This is a genomic window from Claveliimonas sp., from assembly GCF_037273965.1.
Lineage (GTDB): Bacteria > Bacillota > Clostridia > Lachnospirales > Lachnospiraceae > Claveliimonas > Claveliimonas bilis.
The window spans coordinates 1-17440 of the sequence record NZ_JAYAZJ010000072.1; the positions used below are offsets into that span (position 1 = coordinate 1).

18 protein-coding genes are annotated in these 17440 nt (G+C 45.1%); 3 read left to right on the forward strand and 15 right to left on the reverse strand.

Annotated elements, in window-relative coordinates; translation table 11 throughout:
• A partial coding sequence (locus WJ238_RS05830) for a hypothetical protein (RefSeq protein WP_337606409.1) occupies window positions 1–400 on the forward strand: 400 nt, incomplete at its 5' end.
• On the opposite strand, the gene WJ238_RS05835 is transcribed toward WJ238_RS05830, so the two are convergent.
• From WJ238_RS05835 to WJ238_RS05850, 4 genes are all read right to left on the reverse strand, one after another.
• Entirely contained in the window at window positions 392–1306 is a 915-nt protein-coding gene (locus tag WJ238_RS05835; RefSeq protein WP_230104961.1) for a CvpA family protein, read from the reverse strand. The two genes, WJ238_RS05830 and WJ238_RS05835, sit on opposite strands and share 9 nt — an antisense overlap.
• Before the next feature lie 9 nt (window positions 1307–1315).
• Window positions 1316–2551 carry a DUF5711 family protein gene (locus WJ238_RS05840; protein WP_316267669.1) on the reverse strand — a complete coding sequence of 412 codons (1236 nt, stop codon included), beginning with the start codon at window positions 2549–2551 and terminating at the stop codon, window positions 1316–1318.
• Window positions 2552–2605: 54 nt separating this feature from the next.
• The gene (locus WJ238_RS05845; RefSeq protein ID WP_316267671.1) at window positions 2606–3694 is read right to left on the reverse strand and encodes a LysM peptidoglycan-binding domain-containing protein; all 1089 of its coding nucleotides are present in this window, start codon (window positions 3692–3694) and stop codon (window positions 2606–2608) included.
• A gap of 173 nt (window positions 3695–3867) precedes the next feature.
• Window positions 3868–4335, reverse strand: coding sequence for a LytR/AlgR family response regulator transcription factor (locus tag WJ238_RS05850; protein WP_337606410.1), 468 nt, complete (start codon window positions 4333–4335; stop codon window positions 3868–3870).
• A gap of 163 nt (window positions 4336–4498) precedes the next feature.
• On the opposite strand from WJ238_RS05850, the gene WJ238_RS05855 reads away from it, so the two are divergent.
• Window positions 4499–4768, forward strand: a complete 270-nt coding sequence (locus WJ238_RS05855) for a helix-turn-helix domain-containing protein (protein WP_230104957.1) — start codon at window positions 4499–4501, stop codon at window positions 4766–4768.
• Window positions 4769–4788: 20 nt separating this feature from the next.
• On the opposite strand, the gene WJ238_RS05860 is transcribed toward WJ238_RS05855, so the two are convergent.
• From WJ238_RS05860 to WJ238_RS05900, 9 genes are all read right to left on the reverse strand, one after another.
• A complete protein-coding gene (locus WJ238_RS05860; protein WP_316271661.1) occupies window positions 4789–5730 on the reverse strand; it encodes a transketolase family protein in 942 nt (313 codons plus the stop codon).
• Window positions 5718–6554: a transketolase gene (locus WJ238_RS05865; protein ID WP_230104955.1), complete on the reverse strand. Its 837-nt coding sequence runs from the start codon at window positions 6552–6554 to the stop codon at window positions 5718–5720. Before WJ238_RS05865 ends, WJ238_RS05860 begins: the two co-directional genes overlap by 13 nt.
• A gap of 39 nt (window positions 6555–6593) precedes the next feature.
• The gene (gene fsa, locus WJ238_RS05870) at window positions 6594–7250 is read right to left on the reverse strand and encodes a fructose-6-phosphate aldolase (RefSeq protein WP_230104954.1); all 657 of its coding nucleotides are present in this window, start codon (window positions 7248–7250) and stop codon (window positions 6594–6596) included.
• Between the two features lie 246 nt (window positions 7251–7496).
• Window positions 7497–8594: a LacI family DNA-binding transcriptional regulator gene (locus WJ238_RS05875; RefSeq protein WP_316267676.1), complete on the reverse strand. Its 1098-nt coding sequence runs from the start codon at window positions 8592–8594 to the stop codon at window positions 7497–7499.
• A gap of 3 nt (window positions 8595–8597) precedes the next feature.
• Window positions 8598–9194 carry a recombination mediator RecR gene (gene recR, locus WJ238_RS05880; protein ID WP_230104952.1) on the reverse strand — a complete coding sequence of 199 codons (597 nt, stop codon included), beginning with the start codon at window positions 9192–9194 and terminating at the stop codon, window positions 8598–8600.
• Window positions 9195–9212: 18 nt separating this feature from the next.
• Entirely contained in the window at window positions 9213–9563 is a 351-nt protein-coding gene (locus WJ238_RS05885) for a YbaB/EbfC family nucleoid-associated protein (protein ID WP_230104951.1), read from the reverse strand.
• Between the two features lie 55 nt (window positions 9564–9618).
• Window positions 9619–10476: a hypothetical protein gene (locus tag WJ238_RS05890; protein WP_337606412.1), complete on the reverse strand. Its 858-nt coding sequence runs from the start codon at window positions 10474–10476 to the stop codon at window positions 9619–9621.
• Entirely contained in the window at window positions 10401–11186 is a 786-nt protein-coding gene (gene dnaX, locus WJ238_RS05895) for a DNA polymerase III subunit gamma/tau (RefSeq protein ID WP_337606413.1), read from the reverse strand. Before dnaX ends, WJ238_RS05890 begins: the two co-directional genes overlap by 76 nt.
• Window positions 11187–11221: 35 nt before the next feature.
• Window positions 11222–12298 (reverse strand): 6-phosphofructokinase, encoded by a 1077-nt coding sequence (locus WJ238_RS05900; RefSeq protein WP_337606415.1) that lies wholly within the window; start codon window positions 12296–12298, stop codon window positions 11222–11224.
• Window positions 12299–12644: 346 nt separating this feature from the next.
• Here WJ238_RS05900 and map point away from each other — a divergent pair, with 346 nt between their 5' ends.
• Window positions 12645–13454: a type I methionyl aminopeptidase gene (map, locus tag WJ238_RS05905; protein ID WP_337606417.1), complete on the forward strand. Its 810-nt coding sequence runs from the start codon at window positions 12645–12647 to the stop codon at window positions 13452–13454.
• Window positions 13455–13528: 74 nt separating this feature from the next.
• Here the strand turns inward: map and WJ238_RS05910 are convergent, their stop codons facing one another.
• The gene (locus WJ238_RS05910; RefSeq protein ID WP_337606418.1) at window positions 13529–15571 is read right to left on the reverse strand and encodes a glycoside hydrolase family 13 protein; all 2043 of its coding nucleotides are present in this window, start codon (window positions 15569–15571) and stop codon (window positions 13529–13531) included.
• 17 nt (window positions 15572–15588) lie between these two features.
• A complete protein-coding gene (ftsH, locus tag WJ238_RS05915; RefSeq protein ID WP_316267680.1) occupies window positions 15589–17439 on the reverse strand; it encodes an ATP-dependent zinc metalloprotease FtsH in 1851 nt (616 codons plus the stop codon).
• Between the last annotated feature and the right edge of the window lies 1 nt (window position 17440).

Consider the following 17440-nt stretch of genomic DNA (forward strand, 5'->3'; position numbering starts at 1 on the left):
CTTAGAAATTTTCAGGGTCGTTGTCTATTGTTCAGTTATCAAGGTGCTTTCTGCTTGTTTCGCTCATCAGCGACAACTTCTACAGTTTATCATGTCGCTTGATGTTTGTCAACAACTTTTTTCATTTTTTCTTTTTCCGTATTCTCCCGAATCAGAAAGAAGAAGAGATGAGATGAAGTTGTTTTGCGCCGTCTCACGCGACAGCTTTGATATAATATCACTTCTATTTTTCAAAGTCAACCTTTTTTTCTATTTTTCTTTTACTTTTTTATTTTTCTTTATTTCCTCTGCTCGAAGCCTACAGAGCAAAGAGTTCCGCAAGCGGAACTCTCGCGCCGAGCGCGGCCGCTTTAACGGCAGATTTCTATTGAATAATACAAACTTGCGGCCACTATCTTAGAGTGACCGCAAGTTTCATGATCGGATTAAATTCATATATAACTCTTAGGATTCCATTATTCTGAATTGCTGTGTAAGCTTCCTTTCCGAAAGACGTCGTATAAAGAAACGTGACAAACATAAACAAAACCCACACGATGATCAGCGCCCCTCCCGCACCGAGAATCCCCCCGGCAAGGCGGTTGATCAATCCGAGCACCGGCAAATTCGCTATAATGTCCAATGCAAAAATAACGGCGCGAAGTATAATCGTAATAATAATAAAGGTAAGAATAAATGCCAGAATATTAATGATCAGTTTTGCCGCTGCTTTTGCTATATACTGCACAAAAGTATCTGCGCCCAGCTTTTCATATATATCTTCATTATTATTTGTAAGCAGAAGTGATTTAAATATTTCCGGAATATCCGCCCCTTCTATCGCCGCCACTTGTGCATCCTTTGGTATTTCCGCTTCTTCCAGCAAGCTTTCACCCTCCTCGCCTCCAGAGCGCAGCCCGGAAAGAAGGCTGCTGGAAATTCCGTACTCCGCCAACTCTTCATCCGATATATTCCCATTAATAATATCCTGTATTGTAATGCCCGCCGCATTCAGCTGTTCTTCTGTAATGCCCGCTGCATTCAACGCTCTTCTGATATTCTCCTCCGTCATCATAGAGCCTGTATTTTCCTCGTCTCCCGATGAAAACATACCGCCAATGGCGCTTACCGCCTGATCCTCAATCATAGTATCCAGCGGAGTCATACTTATAATCCCTTCGCTCACATAGGGCGTGAGGAAAAATACCAGCACAAAAGTTACGATAGTCGCTGCCAAAGATACTGCTATTTTAACTGCTCCTCTGTAAATTCCTACTACAATGCAGATCAAAAAAATGATCCCTGTTGTAATCACTATCCAATTCATAAGCTCTCCTTATTTTACAAACCGAACCACTTCCATTCCGTTTGCATTCATCACAATGTATTTATTAACGCCCAGGATCGGGAACATTTCCTGTATTGTCTCATTCAGTTCTCCGTCAAATTTTTTGATTCCGTTTCTTGTAAAAACGCTGCACTTTTTCCCTTCATACATAATAACCTGACTGCCGCATATTTTTACGTTGGAATAATCTCCACTGAAATTTTCGGAGAGGACCTTCTTTCCGTTTTTATTGTAAAGACAGAGTTCATTCCCTTCTTCTCCTTCATTTTTCAGTATAAGTCCTATATATCTTGTGCTGTAAAATACGCTTTTTATTTCTTTCTCCAGCTCTACTGTCTGAGCCAGTTTAGGCGTTTCCTTCCCTTTATAGATCAGCAATCGATTATTTCCTACAATCACAGACGTTTCCTGATCAAGGAAAAAAGCGGAAGGAGCTGTCATATCTTCATAATTATCCGTCACAATTTCATAATTATCAGCTTCCTTTCCTCCTTCTCCGAAATTATAGTAATATACATTTGTCGATGCTTTTCCATTCTGGATCACAAGATAAGATACCAGAAGGATTGTTCCATCATCCGACAAACTGATGTTGAGAGGATATCCGGTTCCCGCCAGAGACGCCGACAATTCTGCAAGCACATTTCCCGCCGCATCATAACATATAATCTGCGGCGAAGCATCATCTTTCAAAATAGCCGCCACAATACCCTGGGAAGATACTGCGATTTTCTCTATGGGCCGCGTAGTCTCTATTTCTCCCTTTAAACCTTCTTTTGTAAATACTTCAATACTGTTTCCGCCTTTGTCCGCAACTGCTGCCGATTCTCCGTAAACAGTAATAACCGGATTTTGAATCTGATAAGACTGATTCCACTCTTCCTCTCCTTTTCTATTGAGAAAAGATATTCCATCCCGGCTGTATTTAAGCACTCCGTCGGCAAATTCTTTGTAACTGCTGTTCCCCGAATTTTCCGAACGATAAACATCAATTGTTCTTACCGATGTATATGTCTGGAGCTGAATAACCAGATACACCCCAATCAAAGCCAGTATAACTGCCGCCGTGCCGATGATCGTTCGCCGGCGCATTTTCGTCTTATGGCTTTTGATCTGCTCTTCCAGCTCCTCTATAGAGTAATCCTCCATGCCCTCTGTCGGCATCTTCTGTGTCTGTTCCTTTTCCTGCTCTCCCTGGAGTTTACTTTTTTTCCTTAGCTTCATAAATCAACCTCTTTAGTCTACGTTATGCGTACAGTATAACACACTCTTCCCCTGTTATGGTAGCAGCAATTTCTGACCAATGAAAATAAGGTTCCCATCTGTGAGCCCGTTCATTTTACAGATTGCCTCCGCTTCTTCTGTTGTTCCGTACAATTTCAGGCTGATCTTGTCCAGTGTATCTCCCCTTTGTACTGTATAATAATCTTCCTCGCTTAATTCTTCCTGTATAGTAGATATAGGAGGCTGTATGTCCGAAGAAGCCTCTTCCTCCTGCCCGCTATCCCCCTGGGCAGCCGCCTCCTCACTGTCCGGATCATCTGCCGCTTTCGCATCAGCGCCGGCTTCCGTCTGCCTCTCTTCCTCGCCGCTGCCCTGCACGGATTTTGACAGCGTTTCTATAGAAGACTGTACAGAGTTCATCTTATCATAATTATTCATGGTCGAGATACCGATTGCCAGCACTACCACAACCAGCAGCGCACTTGTAAGATATACCAGCTTGGAATTATTTTTCTGCTCTTGCACTTCCATTTTTTCTTTTATCGCAGAACGAAAATTCTTTGCAGCTCGATCCTCAACCACTTCACTGGGTGTCACGCCAATCTGCCGCCGTGTATTGATCATGTAATTCTGCATCTCCGGGTTTTTTTCATAGAAAATATAATATCCGCCCATCTGCATTAATTCATGATATTTGTATGCGAAATAAATCTCTTCGTCCTCTTCTGCATGCTTTAATATGAAAATACTATTCTTCTTTGTAAAAATCTGTTCATGGATCTTCACCATACTGCCGGACAATGTCATCGGCCTGCCGGGAGCGATCAGGAACCATCCTACTATATCTTTTTCCGGAAAATAAGTTTTGCACTCCTCTTTTGCTTCTTCCAGAATACCGGGCAGGATCTTGATCTCCCCTGCATTTTCTTCTACTTCCTTTATCTGGACCGCACCGGTAATGCACACACATTCCTGTCCTTCTATCGACAGGCTTTCTCCCATCAGAAGCGCTCCTACAGGCATGTCCGACGCCTTGTCCCTTAACTGGGCAAGGTAAGTATCTACGTAATCTTCCACGTAAATTTTGGGCGTGTCGCATACGTTTCCTACCTGCCTTACATTCTTCGGAAACTTTCTTTCCATATACTCTCACCTCATTGCATATTTTTGATTATCATAGCATAAGGTTTTTGCGCATTTTATCATAAGCTGGAGCCTGTCCACAGAAGTTTCCGTTTTCTTTTTTCCACCTTCGACATCTTCCGTCTGTCTCCGGCATACAGCTCTGTTCTTTTCTGTCAGAATAAAAAAGGCAGCTACACGCCGCCTTTTTTCATATTTTCTTCTGTCCATCTTTCAAATGTATCTCTTGTCTGCTTCCAGTGAGATCTGCTGATAGGTACCTTGTCTCCGCTGCGAAGTGTAATTTCCGCTCTTCCAAAGATACGGATTTTCTCCATATTCACAATAAAACTGTTATGGCACATTACAAATCTTTCCTTATCCAGATACGCTTCCACCTCTGACATTTTCATGGTCGTAAGGACAATTCCAGTTAATGTGTGAATTTTAGTAATTCTTTTATCCCTCTCTATATATTCAATTTCTTCTTCATCAAGAACAAATTCATTTTTCCGATAGGGAAGAACAAGAAATCTTTTTCTGCTGTACTTATTTTCCTCCATATATCCCATTATCTTTTCCAGATATTGCTTTAATATCTTTCGATCATCTTTCTTTTCCCCATCAAATCCGCTTTCGTGAAGCGCTGTAGTCTGATGCATCCCGCTCCCTCCTCACATACCTTTCCTGTTACTGTCATTCCCCTATTTCGCCAAAAAACTTCATCTTTAGAAGTATTTTATCAATTAATTGGTCTAATATCAATATAAATACGTTGCCTTTTTAACATACTAGACACAGAAAATATTTTGGGCAGGGATCGATATGAAAATATACTGGAACGGAAAAACAAAAAATATCATTGGCCCATCCATCCGGGTGCTGCGCAAACAGGCAAAACTGACCCAAAAAGAACTTGCAGAGAAGTTACAGCTTCAGGGTTATGATTTCAGTGATCTGACGATCCTTAGAATTGAACAGGGCAGCCGTTTTGTTCCTGACTATGAAGTACTGGCTCTTGCACGCTTCTTCCAGGTCAGCCCAAACACTCTGCTGGATGGCTCTGTTATTTCCGAAAAAAAAAGCAGCCCATGACAGGTGCTGCTTTTTTATTGCTATTCGCAGAATTTCTTTATTTTTTCATAGATACTTTCGGCATCTAATCCGTATTTGCGGATCAATTCTACAGCCGGACCGGATTCTCCGAATGTATCGTTGATACCGATCTTCATCACTTTCGCCGGAGCTTTTTCCGCAACTACATCACATACTGCACTTCCCAGGCCTCCGATAATAGAATGCTCTTCCACTGTCACGATCTTGCCTGTCTTTGCAGCTGCACTGATCACAGCTTCCTCATCCAGAGGTTTAATGGTATGCATATTAATCACCTGTGCACTGATCCCATCTGCTTCAAGCTTCTTCGCTGCTTCCAGAGATTCTGACACAGTAAGACCTGTAGCAATAATGGTAACGTCTGTTCCTTCACGGAGAACAACTGCCTTGCCAAGCTCAAATTTGTAATCCGGATTATCGTTGATAACCGGAACTGCAAGACGTCCAAAACGCAGATATACAGGGCCCTGATGTTCATAAGCCGCTTCTACCGCTGCTTTTGCCTCCACATCATCGGAAGGATTGATCACAACCATACCCGGAATGGTTCTCATCAGCGCGATATCCTCGTTGCACTGATGGGTAGCCCCGTCCTCTCCTACAGAGATGCCGGCATGTGTCGCTCCGATCTTCACATTTAATTTCGGATAGCCGATGGAGTTTCTCACCTGCTCAAACGCACGCCCTGCTGCAAACATGGCAAAAGAGCTTGCAAAAGGAACCTTTCCTGTTGCTGCGATTCCCGCTGCAACTCCCATCATATTGGACTCCGCAATACCACAGTCTATATGACGCTCCGGAAACGCTTTCTTGAATACGCCTGTCTTTGTAGCTGCTGCCAGGTCGGCGTCCAGGACTACAATATCCTCATGTTTTTTCCCAAGTTCTGCCAATGCATTTCCATAGCTTTCTCTTGTAGCAATTTTCTTTACATCTGACATATTGCTTCACCTGCCTTTTCTAACTCTTCCATTGCAGCTGCATACTGCTCATCATTTGGAGCGCTTCCATGCCAGGAAACCTGATTTTCCATAAAGGAAACTCCTTTTCCTTTCACTGTCTTTGCAATAATAGCTGTCGGCTGCCCTTTCGTCTCTCTTGCTTCCTTAAACGCTGCAGCTATCTCATCAAAATTATGTCCGTCAATATTGATAACATGGAAATTAAATGCCTCAAATTTCTTATCGATCGGGTACGGAGAATTAACTTCTGTAATTTTACCGTCAATCTGGAGATTATTATTGTCCACGATCACAACCAGGTTGTCCAGCTTGCGGTGAGCTGCCAGCATAGCCGCCTCCCACACCTGGCCTTCCTGGATCTCGCCATCACCCAGAAGTGTGTACACACGGTATGTGTCACCGGATAATTTGGCTGAAATCGCCATTCCTACGGCTGCTGAAATTCCCTGTCCCAGAGATCCTGAAGACATATCCACTCCCGGAATATGCTTCATATCCGGATGTCCCTGGAGATAAGAGCCTGTCTTACGAAGCGTAGTCAGATCTTCTACCGGGAAAAACCCTTTCTGTGCCAGTGCAGAATAATATCCCGGTGCTGTATGTCCTTTGGACAGCACAAACCGGTCACGATCTGCCTTTTTCGGATTTTTTGGATCGATATTCATCTCTTCAAAATAGAGATACGTATAAATATCTGCTGCAGACAAAGATCCGCCCGGATGTCCGGACTTCGCACTGTGAGTTGCAGTAAGCACTCCCTTTCGGATCTCATTTGCAGTCTTCATTAATTCTTTTTTATTCATGAAAATTGCCTCCTGCTTTTATTCATCAGCCCTCTTAACCTATTCCCCAAATACAGCTTTATAGTCGGCCTGGAATTTCTCGATTCCCACATCTGTCAGAGGATGTTTTGTCATTTTCTCAATAACTGCATACGGTACAGTTGCAATATGTGCTCCTGCCAGCGCGCAGTCTGTCACATGCATTGGATGACGTATACTTGCTGCAATGATCTGTGTGTCAATATCTCCTGCGATCTCGAAGATTTCTGCAATTTCACGGATCAGATCCACACCTCTTACAGAAATGTCATCCAGACGTCCCAGGAATGGAGATACATAAGTCGCCCCTGCTCTTGCTGCCAGAAGAGCCTGGTTTGCAGTAAAGATCAGTGTAACATTTGTCTTGATTCCCTCGGATGAAAGCTGTTTGCAGGCCTTAAGTCCTTCTACAGTCATAGGAATCTTCACAACCATGTTGGGATGGATCTTCGCAATCTCACGTCCTTCTTTGATCATCCCTTCAGCGTCAACTGTTGTAGCCTTTACTTCACCGCTGATCGGACCGTCCACGATAGACGCAATCTCCGCGATCACTTCTTCAAACACGCGTCCTTCCTTTGCGATCAAAGACGGATTTGTCGTTACTCCACAGATCACGCCCATATCATTTGCCTTTTTGATATCCTCTACTTTGGCTGTGTCAATAAAAAATTTCATCCTTATTTCCTCCTTTAAAATCGATGCTTGGTTCGTTGATTCTATTATATCCTCCAAAGAAGAATCAGGTCAATAGGACTCCTTTTTTATTAATAATTTATCTTATTAATTATATAGATTTATCAATGCATTGTTTTAACTCTTTTGCTGTTTTGATTATATAACCTGTCTTTTTGCCTGGATTTCAAATACTTTTATCCTGCTATCCAAAAATTATTATTAATATTTTCTTCAAATGCATTAATTTTATTTTTTTGCCCGCCTGGGATAGGAAGTTGTCCCTCTCTGGATCAGCTTCGGTTCATACTCCACATGGTAGGTACTGATGGGGTCAATGTCATAATATTTTGTCCGCTGGGACGCGATTTTCTTCATAATGATATCGCAGGCATCCCTCCCTTTAAAGATGACGAAATGCTCAATTGTAGTAAGAGATACCTTATGCATTCTGGCAAACAGCGTATTATCGCATCCCATAACAGAGACATCCCCCGGCACTTTCAGCTTTGCCTCCTGCAAAGCGTCCAGGATTCCGAAGGCGATCATATCGTTCAGTCCCACGATGGCTGTCACCTCTGTCCGTTCCTCCAGAAGCTCTTTTGTCAGCTCATAACCGATCAGATATTCCGAATCAATATGTGCCACATCCTGATCCAGTTCTTCTGCCGCTGCCCGGATCACAACCTGATCCTTTAGACCGGCCTTTTCAAACTCTTTCAGAAATCCTTCTACTCTCTTGGAGCGCTGTTTCTGCCTTACTGTAAGCGGAGGCGCTATATAAGCAACTTTTTTGTGACCTAAATCCAGCAAATGTTTTGCCATGATCCGCCCCAGTTTGGAGTTGTCCAGCTCTACCGCATCCACATTGAGGCGCTCATTCTGATTATTTACTATGACAACAGGGATCTCCTCTGCCAGCTTTTCCACCGTATCCATAAAACAATGACTGGGATTGCAGGTATAGATAATCCCCAGCGGTTTAAGTGACTTCATCATTTTCAGATATCGTTCTTCCATTTTCAGGTCTCTTTGAGTATTACAGACAAAGAGGCCATATCCCTGCTCCTTTGCCCTCGACTCAATCCCCTGCAGAAGCATCACATAATACGGATTCGTCAAATTGGAACAGAATACGACCAACAGTTTTTCTCCCCGGCTCTCCCGGCGGAGTTTTCTCTTCGGAAGTACATACCCCAGTTCTCTGGCAGCCTTTTCCACTTTCTCTACTGTTTCTTTAGAGAAAGATACATTGTATTTTCTGTTAAGCACCATCGATACTGTAGACTGTGAAACTCCTGCTGCCCGTGCAATATCAGTAGAAGTCACTTTTTTCTTACCAGACATTTTCTATATCTCCGTCCTTCCTTCCAGCGCCCGAAGAAGCGTTACCTCATCGATATATTCCAGATCTCCTCCTACAGGAACACCACTGGCAATACGGCTCACCTTAATCCCAACAGGTTTGATCAGTTTGCTGATATACATTGCAGTTGTCTCCCCCTCCAAGCTGGAATTGGTTGCGATGATCACCTCATTCACATCATCTCTTAAACGCTCCATCAGCTCTTTCAGCTTAATATCACCAGGCCCGATCCCCAGCATCGGAGAGATCGCGCCGTGAAGGACATGATAGACACCATCATATTTTCCCGTCTTTTCATAAGCTGCCAGATCTCTGGGGGTTTCCACTACCATAATCGTCTTGTGATCCCTCTCCTTGCTGGCACAGATAGGGCAGATTTCCTGATCCGTCAGTGTACAGCACACAGAACAGTAGCGGACATTTTCCTTTGCTTTCACGATCGTATCCGCCAGCTCACGCACCTGATCATCCGGCATATGGATCAAATGAAATGCCAGTCTTTGTGCGGACTTTGGTCCGATTCCAGGAAGCCGGGAAAACTGCTCAATCAGTTTGCTTATCTGACTGCTGTAATAATCCATAGATCGTCACCGCCAAGCCTAGAAAAGTCCCGGCATTCCGCCGCCCATACCGCCGGTCAGCCGTGACATGCCGGCCGCTGATTCCGCATCGGCCTTGTCCATCGCTTCATTCACAGCTGCAACGATCATATCTTCCAGCATTTCCACATCATCCGGATCTACCGCTTCTTCATCCAGCTTCACTTTCAGGAGCTTCTTTGTTCCGGAGACTGTCGCCTCTACCGCACCGCCTCCTGCTGTAGCAGAAAATTCCTTTGTCTCCATTTCTTTTGCCTGTTCTTCCATCTGACGCTGCATCTTCTGCGCCTGTTTCATTAAATTTGCCATGTTTCCCGGCATTCCTCCGGGAAATCCTCCTCTTTTCGCCATGTAAATATCCTCCTTATTTCAAATACTGTTATTCCAAATATTGTGTGATAATGTCTTATTCCTCTTCTTCTGTGATCTCCATGTGAATAACCTCCTCGATATCCACATAGCTGTCCTCGAAAGTGCGCCCGTTTTCTACCTGCCGCACATCTATATCCATTTCTTTGCCGGTTTTCTCAGCAATGATGCGCTTGATTTCGTTTTTATGTTCCTCTGTGCCCACAAAGCCTGCGCTCACCTCGTCCTCCAGCACAATGATCAGGTGATTATTTTCTCCTGCACTTAAGCGGGCCTTTTTCAGATACTGTCTAAGCCCTGCCGGCGCCGCTTCCCGGATCTGTCCGAAATTCGCCGCTACTGCCCTCACATCCTCACTCAGTGCCTTTGGCAGCTTGGGTTTCGGATGTATTTCCTCTTTCTCCGTATTCTGAACATATACGGTTCTTTGTCCCTCTGGCGGTGCTGCCAGCTTTTTCTTTACCTCATCTTCCAGAGCACGTATTCTGGAGAGAATGGTGTCTGTCTTCACCTCCATCTGGGGACGGCACAGCCGGATAAAAGTTACTTCTGTAAGCACTCTCTTCTGCGTTGCATACTTCAATTGATTGCTAAGGTCCGAGAAAATCCGTATATAACGGATCAGTTCATCGGTTTCAATCCTCTTTGCTTCTTCCTTGATCCTCTCCAGATTCTCTGTTGATACATCCAGCACATCTTCCATCTCTTCCGAACTTTTTACAAGAAGCAGATTGCGAAGATACCAGGTGAAATCTGCTGACAATTGCGAAAGCTCTCTTCCCTGCATAACCAGTTCATCCACTGTTTCAATCACTTTCTTCACATCCCGGGCAAGAAGCTGTTCAAGAAGGCGGCCGAGTACATCCGCATCAACCGCCCCCAATACTTCCAGCACATTGTCATGGTCAGCCTCTGTCCGATGTAAAATGCGGCGCACTGATCCAGAAGGCTTAGGGCGTCCCTCATAGAACCATCCGCCATCCGGGCAATATACCGCACTGCCTTCTCTTCTACATCCAGTCCTTCTTTTTTGATCAGTTCATCAAGGCGTCCGGATATGGTATCAATAGAAATCCTTTTAAAATCATATCTCTGACATCTGCTCAGGATGGTCACCGGAATTTTGTGGGCTTCCGTTGTTGCCAGAATAAAAATAACATATTCCGGCGGTTCTTCCAATGTTTTCAGGAGCGCATTAAATGCCCCGATAGACAGCATATGGACCTCGTCAATGATATAAACCTTATATTTTCCTTCCGTTGGCCGGTATGCAACTTCCTCACGTATCTCCCGGATATTATCCACGCCATTGTTGGACGCCGCATCAATCTCTATCACATTCATGGATGTGCCTGCCGCTATGGATCGGCACATTGCACATTCTCCGCACGGACTTCCCTCATTTGGATGCTCACAGTTCACCGCTTTGGCAAAAATCTTGGCTACTGTGGTTTTCCCCGTTCCCCGCGTTCCGCAGAAAAGGTACGCATGTCCGATACGGTCCGTCCGTATCTGATTTTTCAATGTTGTCACGATCGCATCCTGACCTTTGACATCCTCAAATTCACCGGGCCTGAACTTCCGGTATAATGCCATATATCCCATCTGATGCACTCCTTCTGACTGATTTTGTCTGTCTGCTATTGATCTCCAAAACTGATTCCTGTCAGTCTTGCTTCTTTAATAATACCAGATTCCGGATCCACTACTTTCAGTTTACCTGCCACTTCAGAAAGAGGCGTTTTTGTCACCTCTCCCCTCTTGATTGCTACCATATAACCGAAATCTCCGTCCATGATCATATCCGCTGCAGCCGCTCCCAGACGGGTTGCCAGAACCCGGTCATAAGGACAGGGGGAGCCCCCTCTTTGAGTGTGTCCCGGCACGGTAATGCGCACTTCCTGATTCATTTTCTTCTGAATCTTCTCTGCGATTTCATAGGCAACAGAAGGATAATTTTCCTTCGCTTTCTTCGCCTTCAGCTCTTTTTTGGAAAGCTTGGCATCCTCTTTCGAAATCGCTCCTTCTGCTACAGCTATAATTGTAAAATGCTTGCCGGCATCAGCTCTTCTTTTTATCGCATCTGTCACCACTTTAATATCGTAGGGTATTTCCGGAATCAATATGATATCCGCTCCTCCGGCAATTCCTGCATGAAGAGTTACCCATCCGACTTTATGTCCCATTACCTCTACAATAAACACACGGCTGTGCGAAGTTGCGGTTGTATGGATCCGGTCGATGGTATCTGTTGCAATATCTACTGCACTCTGAAAACCAAAGGTCATATCTGTTCCCCACAGATCATTGTCAATCGTCTTAGGAAGCGTAATGACGTTCAACCCCTCCTCCCGAAGAAGATTGGCTGTCTTATGTGTTCCATTTCCTCCAAGTATCACCAGACAGTCAAGATTCAGCTTATGATAGGTATGCTTCATCGCCTCTACCTTATCCAGACCATTCTCATCCGGAACCCTCATCATCTTAAAAGGTTGTCTGGACGTCCCCAGAATCGTTCCTCCCCTTGTGAGAATCCCTGAAAAATCAGATGATGTAAGCATCTTGAACTCAGAATAGATCAGTCCCTTGTATCCATCCTTAAACCCATAAATCTCCACATCATTTCTTTTTGAGAAAAGTCCCTTTACTACTCCTCGCATAGCAGCATTTAAAGCCTGACAGTCACCACCGCTGGTAAGCATTCCGATTCTCAACATAAGTCATTCACTCCTTTCTATCGTGCACATTGGCGCGCTCCAACTCTCCGGGTTCTCGCTCACGGGCTTCGCCCCTCCTCCGGTGCGCTACCCGCCGTGCCAGCTCCAACCCTCCGGGTTCTCGCTCACGGGCTTCGCCCTATAAAAATGCGAAAACCTCAAACCGCCTGCAAGCAGGCGTTTGCGCTTCTCGCATTTTTGCACGGCTCATTGCCTACGTGGACATTATACCTTATTTTCAAAACGGGCACAAGGAAAAAGAGCCTCTCTCCCTTTACCTGAAACGTGAAAAGGGATATACTGTGTATCAGAAATCTATTTCATGAAAGAAAGCAGGTATCAAAAAATGCACAAATATGATGTAAAACTCTGGACGCTTGCTGCAAAAGGAGAGATCGTCCCGGATCGTTCTCTTTTAAAGACTCCGGAGCAGATAAAAAAGATCAGGGAAAGTGCTGCTCTGAACACAGCCGTTCTGGACCATGTTGCCTCCCATATTCAGGCCGGTATGAGCACCGCCCAGATCGACCGTCTGGTCTATGATTATACTACAGAACACGGCGGGATCCCGGCGCCCTTAAATTACGAAGGTTTTCCAAAAAGTGTGTGCACTTCCATCAATAATGTCATCTGTCACGGTATCCCCAGCGAAGAGGAGATTTTACAGGACGGCGATATCATCAATGTAGATGTCTCCACCATTCTGGACGGGTACTATTCCGATGCTTCCCGCATGTTTGCCATCGGCAATGTTGATGAAAGAGCCCAAAAATTACTGCGCGTCACTCAGGAGTGTGTGGAGCTGGGTCTGAAAGAAGCGCGTCCATGGGGCCATCTGGGCGATATTGCGCATGCCATCAACTCCCACGCCCGGGCAAACGGTTATTCTGTAGTTGAAGATATCGGCGGACACGGAATCGGACTGGAATTTCATGAGGAACCCTTCGTAAGCTACGTAACGCCCAGGGGTACGGAAATGGTTCTTGTTCCCGGCATGATGTTCACCATTGAGCCTATGATCAATGAAGGTAGTCCCGATTTCTTTATCGACGAAGACAATGGGTGGACGGTCTATACCATTGACGACGGACTCTCGGCACAGATCGAATATATGGTACTTATTACCGAGGATGGTGCGGAAGTGCTGACAAAATAAGGGGGCTTTTCAAAGCCCCCTTATTTTGTCTTCTGACTTTTATTCCATATGTTCATCCACATTTTTATCCCGTTTTAAAATACTTTGTTCTTTGCAACCAGGGCAGAATGACTCCCCATATTCACTACAATTTCTCCATCTACTACATGAATCTCATCAAATTCTGTTGTATACCCGTTTTCATAGGAATAGATCAGCCGCCTCATACCTCCTTTAAGCGGCACGCCCAGAACCCACACCGGCACATGTACTTCTTTGAGTTCGCTGCTGTGATTGATGATAATGACAAATTGGTCGTCGCTGTTAAACCGCCCGTAGGCCAGAAGATTCTCTTCCTTTACAAGCCACTGCAGTGATCCGGTCTTAAACACCTCATACTGTTTGTGTATCCGGATCAGCTCTTTGTGAAAAGCAATAAGATCATGATCCTCGTTTCCCCATGGATAGGTTCTTCGGTTATCCGGATCTGTAAAGCCGCACTGTCCCGCTTCATCACCATAATATATTGTCGGCGCTCCTACCCAGGTCATCTGGATGGTAACCGCCTCGCGCATCACGGCAAGATTTACATATTCTTCTGCTTTTTCAGGCCCCAGGTCCTTGGCCCTGCCCACCATATGGTTGGTCCTTGTAAGAAACCGGGAATGATCGTGGTTGGAAATCTCATTCATGGCAACCTGGAGAGATGGCGTCAGCATATGAGACATGTGGTGGAACATGGCCCGGATAAAACTGTCTGTATTTCCATGCAGCTCTTCTCTGTCCTCATCACTGTGCTTTTCCATTCCCGTAAGGAACCAGGTTACGGGTTCCATAAACGCATCATAGTTCATCACAGAATCCCACTCGTCTCCCTGCAGCCATTCCTGTGGATCCCCGTAATGTTCCGCCAAAATAAGGGCATCCGGGTTCACTTTTTTTATCTCCCGGCGAAATCTTTTCCAAAAATAATGATTGTACTCCTTACTGTGTCCCAGATCAGCCGCAACATCAAGGCGCCAGCCATCCACATTATAAGGAGGAGACACCCATTTCTTTCCAATGGAAATAATATAATCCTCCAGCTCTGCCGAGTCTTCGTAATTCAGCTTAGGAAGGGTGTCATGCTCCCACCAGCCGTCATAACTCCCATTGTAGGGCCAGCAGCTTCTATCATTATCATAAAACTCAAAGAAACTGCGGTATGGGCTGTCTGAAGAAATGTAGGCACCTTTGGCATAACCTTCCTGTCCCTCATAAATCCTCTCTCGATCCATCCACTTATTGAAAGAACCGCAGTGATTAAAGACTCCGTCCAGAATAACTTTCATCCCTCTTTTATGGAGCTCTTCCACCAGTCTGATGAACAATCGGTTGCTGGCCTCCAGATTTTTTCTATCTGTCACCCTTTTCTGATATTTAGTCGCATGTAAATTATCCACTGCTCCCAACGGAAGATTTTCTCCCCCGTCTTCTACAATTTCTCCATAGTGGGGATCAATGTAATCATAATCCTGTATGTCATATTTATGATTGGAAGGAGAGACAAACAGCGGATTAAAATAAATAACCTCTACTCCAAGATCCTGAAGATAATCCAGCTTTTCAAGGACTCCCTTCAAGTCTCCTCCATAAAATTCCCGAACTCCCATATCAGCCGGATATTTGTTCCAGTCCCGCACCCTGGTAGTTGGTTCTCCAATATATATATATTCTCCATCCTCCACATCATTAGATGGATCTCCATTATAAAAGCGATCCACAAAAATCTGGTACATTACTGCACCTTTTGCCCAATCCGGAGTCGTAAATCCCGGAGCGATCTCAAATGCATAATCTGTGATCCTCTCCTGCATCACCCCGAACTGATTGTAATAACATACTTCTTCCCCCGCTACAACCCGAAAACTGTAGCGGAATCTGTCTTCTCCCAGCTGTACGACCGCTGCATAATAATCAAACACCCCGGAGGTGCTTCTCTTTTCCATCTCGTACTCCTGGCTTTCGGTGATCAGAAATACCTGATCTGCTTCTCCGGCCCCGGTCCGAAACTGAAGAGTAACCTGCTGTCCCGCAAGAGGTTCCGGCGGAAAAACATAATTCCCTGTTCCGTCACAAAATAATGCCTTTTTATTCATTCCATCGCCGCCTGACTTTACATTTCCGAAATTTCAACTCCATCAAAAAGAGCTTCAAATTCTTCTCTGGTAATTTTTTCCTTTTCCAACAATAGCTGTGCACATGCTTCCAGTACACTGTGATACTTACGGATAATCTGCCTTGCACGATCATAGCAGCTATCAATAATATTTTTCACTTCCTGATCAATAGAAGCAGCAACCTGCTCCCCATATCCTCTGGATGCATGGGCAAGATCCCGTCCGATAAAAATCTCATCGCTGTCATTATCATAGTTGATCAGTCCGATCTTTTCTGACATACCAAACTTCGTAACCATAGATCTTGCCAGACTTGTTGCCTGCTTAATATCCTGTGATGCTCCTGTGGTAATATCGTCAAAAATCTCTTCCTCTGCCACACGGCCTCCAAGAGCCACGGTAATGTCCTGAAGCATTTTTCCCTTTGTGTTAAACAGCTCATCCTTCTCCGGCAAAGGCATAGTATAACCTGCCGCCCCTACTCCTGTAGGAATAATAGACACACTGTATACCGGACCCACATCCGGAAGAACATGGAACAAGATCGCATGCCCTGCTTCGTGATAAGCGGTAATTCTCTTCTCTTTATCGGAAATCACACGGCTCTTCTTCTCTGCTCCGATTCCCACCTTTACAAAAGCGTGGCGAATGTCTGACTGCTGCAGATAGACTCTTCCGTCCTTCGCTGCAAGGATCGCTGCCTCGTTCAAAAGATTTTCAAGATCTGCTCCCGTAAATCCTGCAGTTGTCTGTGCGATCTGCTGCAGATCCACATCATCTCCGAGAGGTTTGCCCTTGGCATGAACTTTCAAGATCTCCTCCCGGCCCTGCACATCCGGTCTTCCTACTGCAACCTTTCTGTCAAAGCGTCCCGGGCGAAGGATAGCCGGATCAAGAATATCTACGCGGTTCGTGGCGGACATCACGATAATCCCTTCATTCACTCCGAATCCATCCATCTCTACAAGGAGCTGATTCAAAGTCTGCTCTCTCTCATCATGGCCGCCGCCCATTCCGGTGCCCCTTCTTCTGGCAACCGCATCGATCTCATCAATAAAAATAATGCAGGGGGCGTTTTTCTTCGCCTCTTCGAACAAGTCTCTGACACGGGACGCGCCTACACCTACAAACATCTCCACGAAGTCAGAACCTGATATGCTGAAAAACGGAACGCCCGCCTCTCCTGCTACGGCCTTTGCCAGCAGAGTCTTTCCGGTTCCCGGAGGCCCTACCAGCAGAACGCCTTTGGGAATCCTTGCCCCTACCTGTATATATTTTTTGGGAGCTTTCAGAAAATCTACGATTTCCTCCAACTCTTCTTTCTCTTCCTTCAGGCCTGCCACCTGTGCAAATGTGATCTTTTTATCCCGGTCTGTGCTCATTCTTGCACGGCTTTTTCCAAAGCTCATCGCCTTCGCATTTGCTCCTCCGCCCTGACGGTTCATCATAAAGAAAAGAAGCAAAAGCCCGCCCAGCATAAGCAGCGTCGGGAAAACACTGGTCATAAACCAGTTATCCTGGGGAATATCTGAAACAGTATAGCTGATATTATTTTCCTGCAGATAATCCTGTATCTCATTGACATCGGAGACATACAAAATCTTCCTCTCTGCACCTTCCACATCGGATTTCATTGCAATCTCCAAACGTCCGGTAGGAACATTTTTGTTCTGAATCACCTCCACCGTATCAATATCACCGCCGCCGGCCAGCTGTGTAAACTCCTGATAGGTAATTACTTTTTCTCTTTGATCGATCTGATTGGTAAACCAAAGCGCTGCGAACAGTACGGCTACAAACACTAAAAGCGTCAGCCCGCTAAGGCCTCTGTTCTTTCTATTATTCAAT

What these genes read in the sequence shown, in the direction of transcription:
- WJ238_RS05850 (WP_337606410.1), bottom strand. Translation starts at nt 4,335, where the DNA reads ATGCATCAGACTACAGCGCTTCACGAAAGCGGATTTGATGGGGAAAAG.
- WJ238_RS05865 (WP_230104955.1), bottom strand. Translation starts at nt 6,554, where the DNA reads ATGAATAAAAAAGAATTAATGAAGACTGCAAATGAGATCCGAAAGGGA.
- WJ238_RS05835 (WP_230104961.1), bottom strand. Translation starts at nt 1,306, where the DNA reads ATGAATTGGATAGTGATTACAACAGGGATCATTTTTTTGATCTGCATT.
- fsa (WP_230104954.1), bottom strand. Translation starts at nt 7,250, where the DNA reads ATGAAATTTTTTATTGACACAGCCAAAGTAGAGGATATCAAAAAGGCA.
- WJ238_RS05910 (WP_337606418.1), bottom strand. Translation starts at nt 15,571, where the DNA reads ATGAATAAAAAGGCATTATTTTGTGACGGAACAGGGAATTATGTTTTT.
- WJ238_RS05900 (WP_337606415.1), bottom strand. Translation starts at nt 12,298, where the DNA reads ATGTTGAGAATCGGAATGCTTACCAGCGGTGGTGACTGTCAGGCTTTA.
- WJ238_RS05860 (WP_316271661.1), bottom strand. Translation starts at nt 5,730, where the DNA reads ATGTCAGATGTAAAGAAAATTGCTACAAGAGAAAGCTATGGAAATGCA.
- WJ238_RS05845 (WP_316267671.1), bottom strand. Translation starts at nt 3,694, where the DNA reads ATGGAAAGAAAGTTTCCGAAGAATGTAAGGCAGGTAGGAAACGTATGC.
- WJ238_RS05840 (WP_316267669.1), bottom strand. Translation starts at nt 2,551, where the DNA reads ATGAAGCTAAGGAAAAAAAGTAAACTCCAGGGAGAGCAGGAAAAGGAA.
- map (WP_337606417.1), top strand. Translation starts at nt 12,645, where the DNA reads ATGCACAAATATGATGTAAAACTCTGGACGCTTGCTGCAAAAGGAGAG.
- WJ238_RS05885 (WP_230104951.1), bottom strand. Translation starts at nt 9,563, where the DNA reads ATGGCGAAAAGAGGAGGATTTCCCGGAGGAATGCCGGGAAACATGGCA.
- recR (WP_230104952.1), bottom strand. Translation starts at nt 9,194, where the DNA reads ATGGATTATTACAGCAGTCAGATAAGCAAACTGATTGAGCAGTTTTCC.
- WJ238_RS05875 (WP_316267676.1), bottom strand. Translation starts at nt 8,594, where the DNA reads ATGTCTGGTAAGAAAAAAGTGACTTCTACTGATATTGCACGGGCAGCA.
- dnaX (WP_337606413.1), bottom strand. Translation starts at nt 11,186, where the DNA reads ATGGGATATATGGCATTATACCGGAAGTTCAGGCCCGGTGAATTTGAG.
- WJ238_RS05855 (WP_230104957.1), top strand. Translation starts at nt 4,499, where the DNA reads ATGAAAATATACTGGAACGGAAAAACAAAAAATATCATTGGCCCATCC.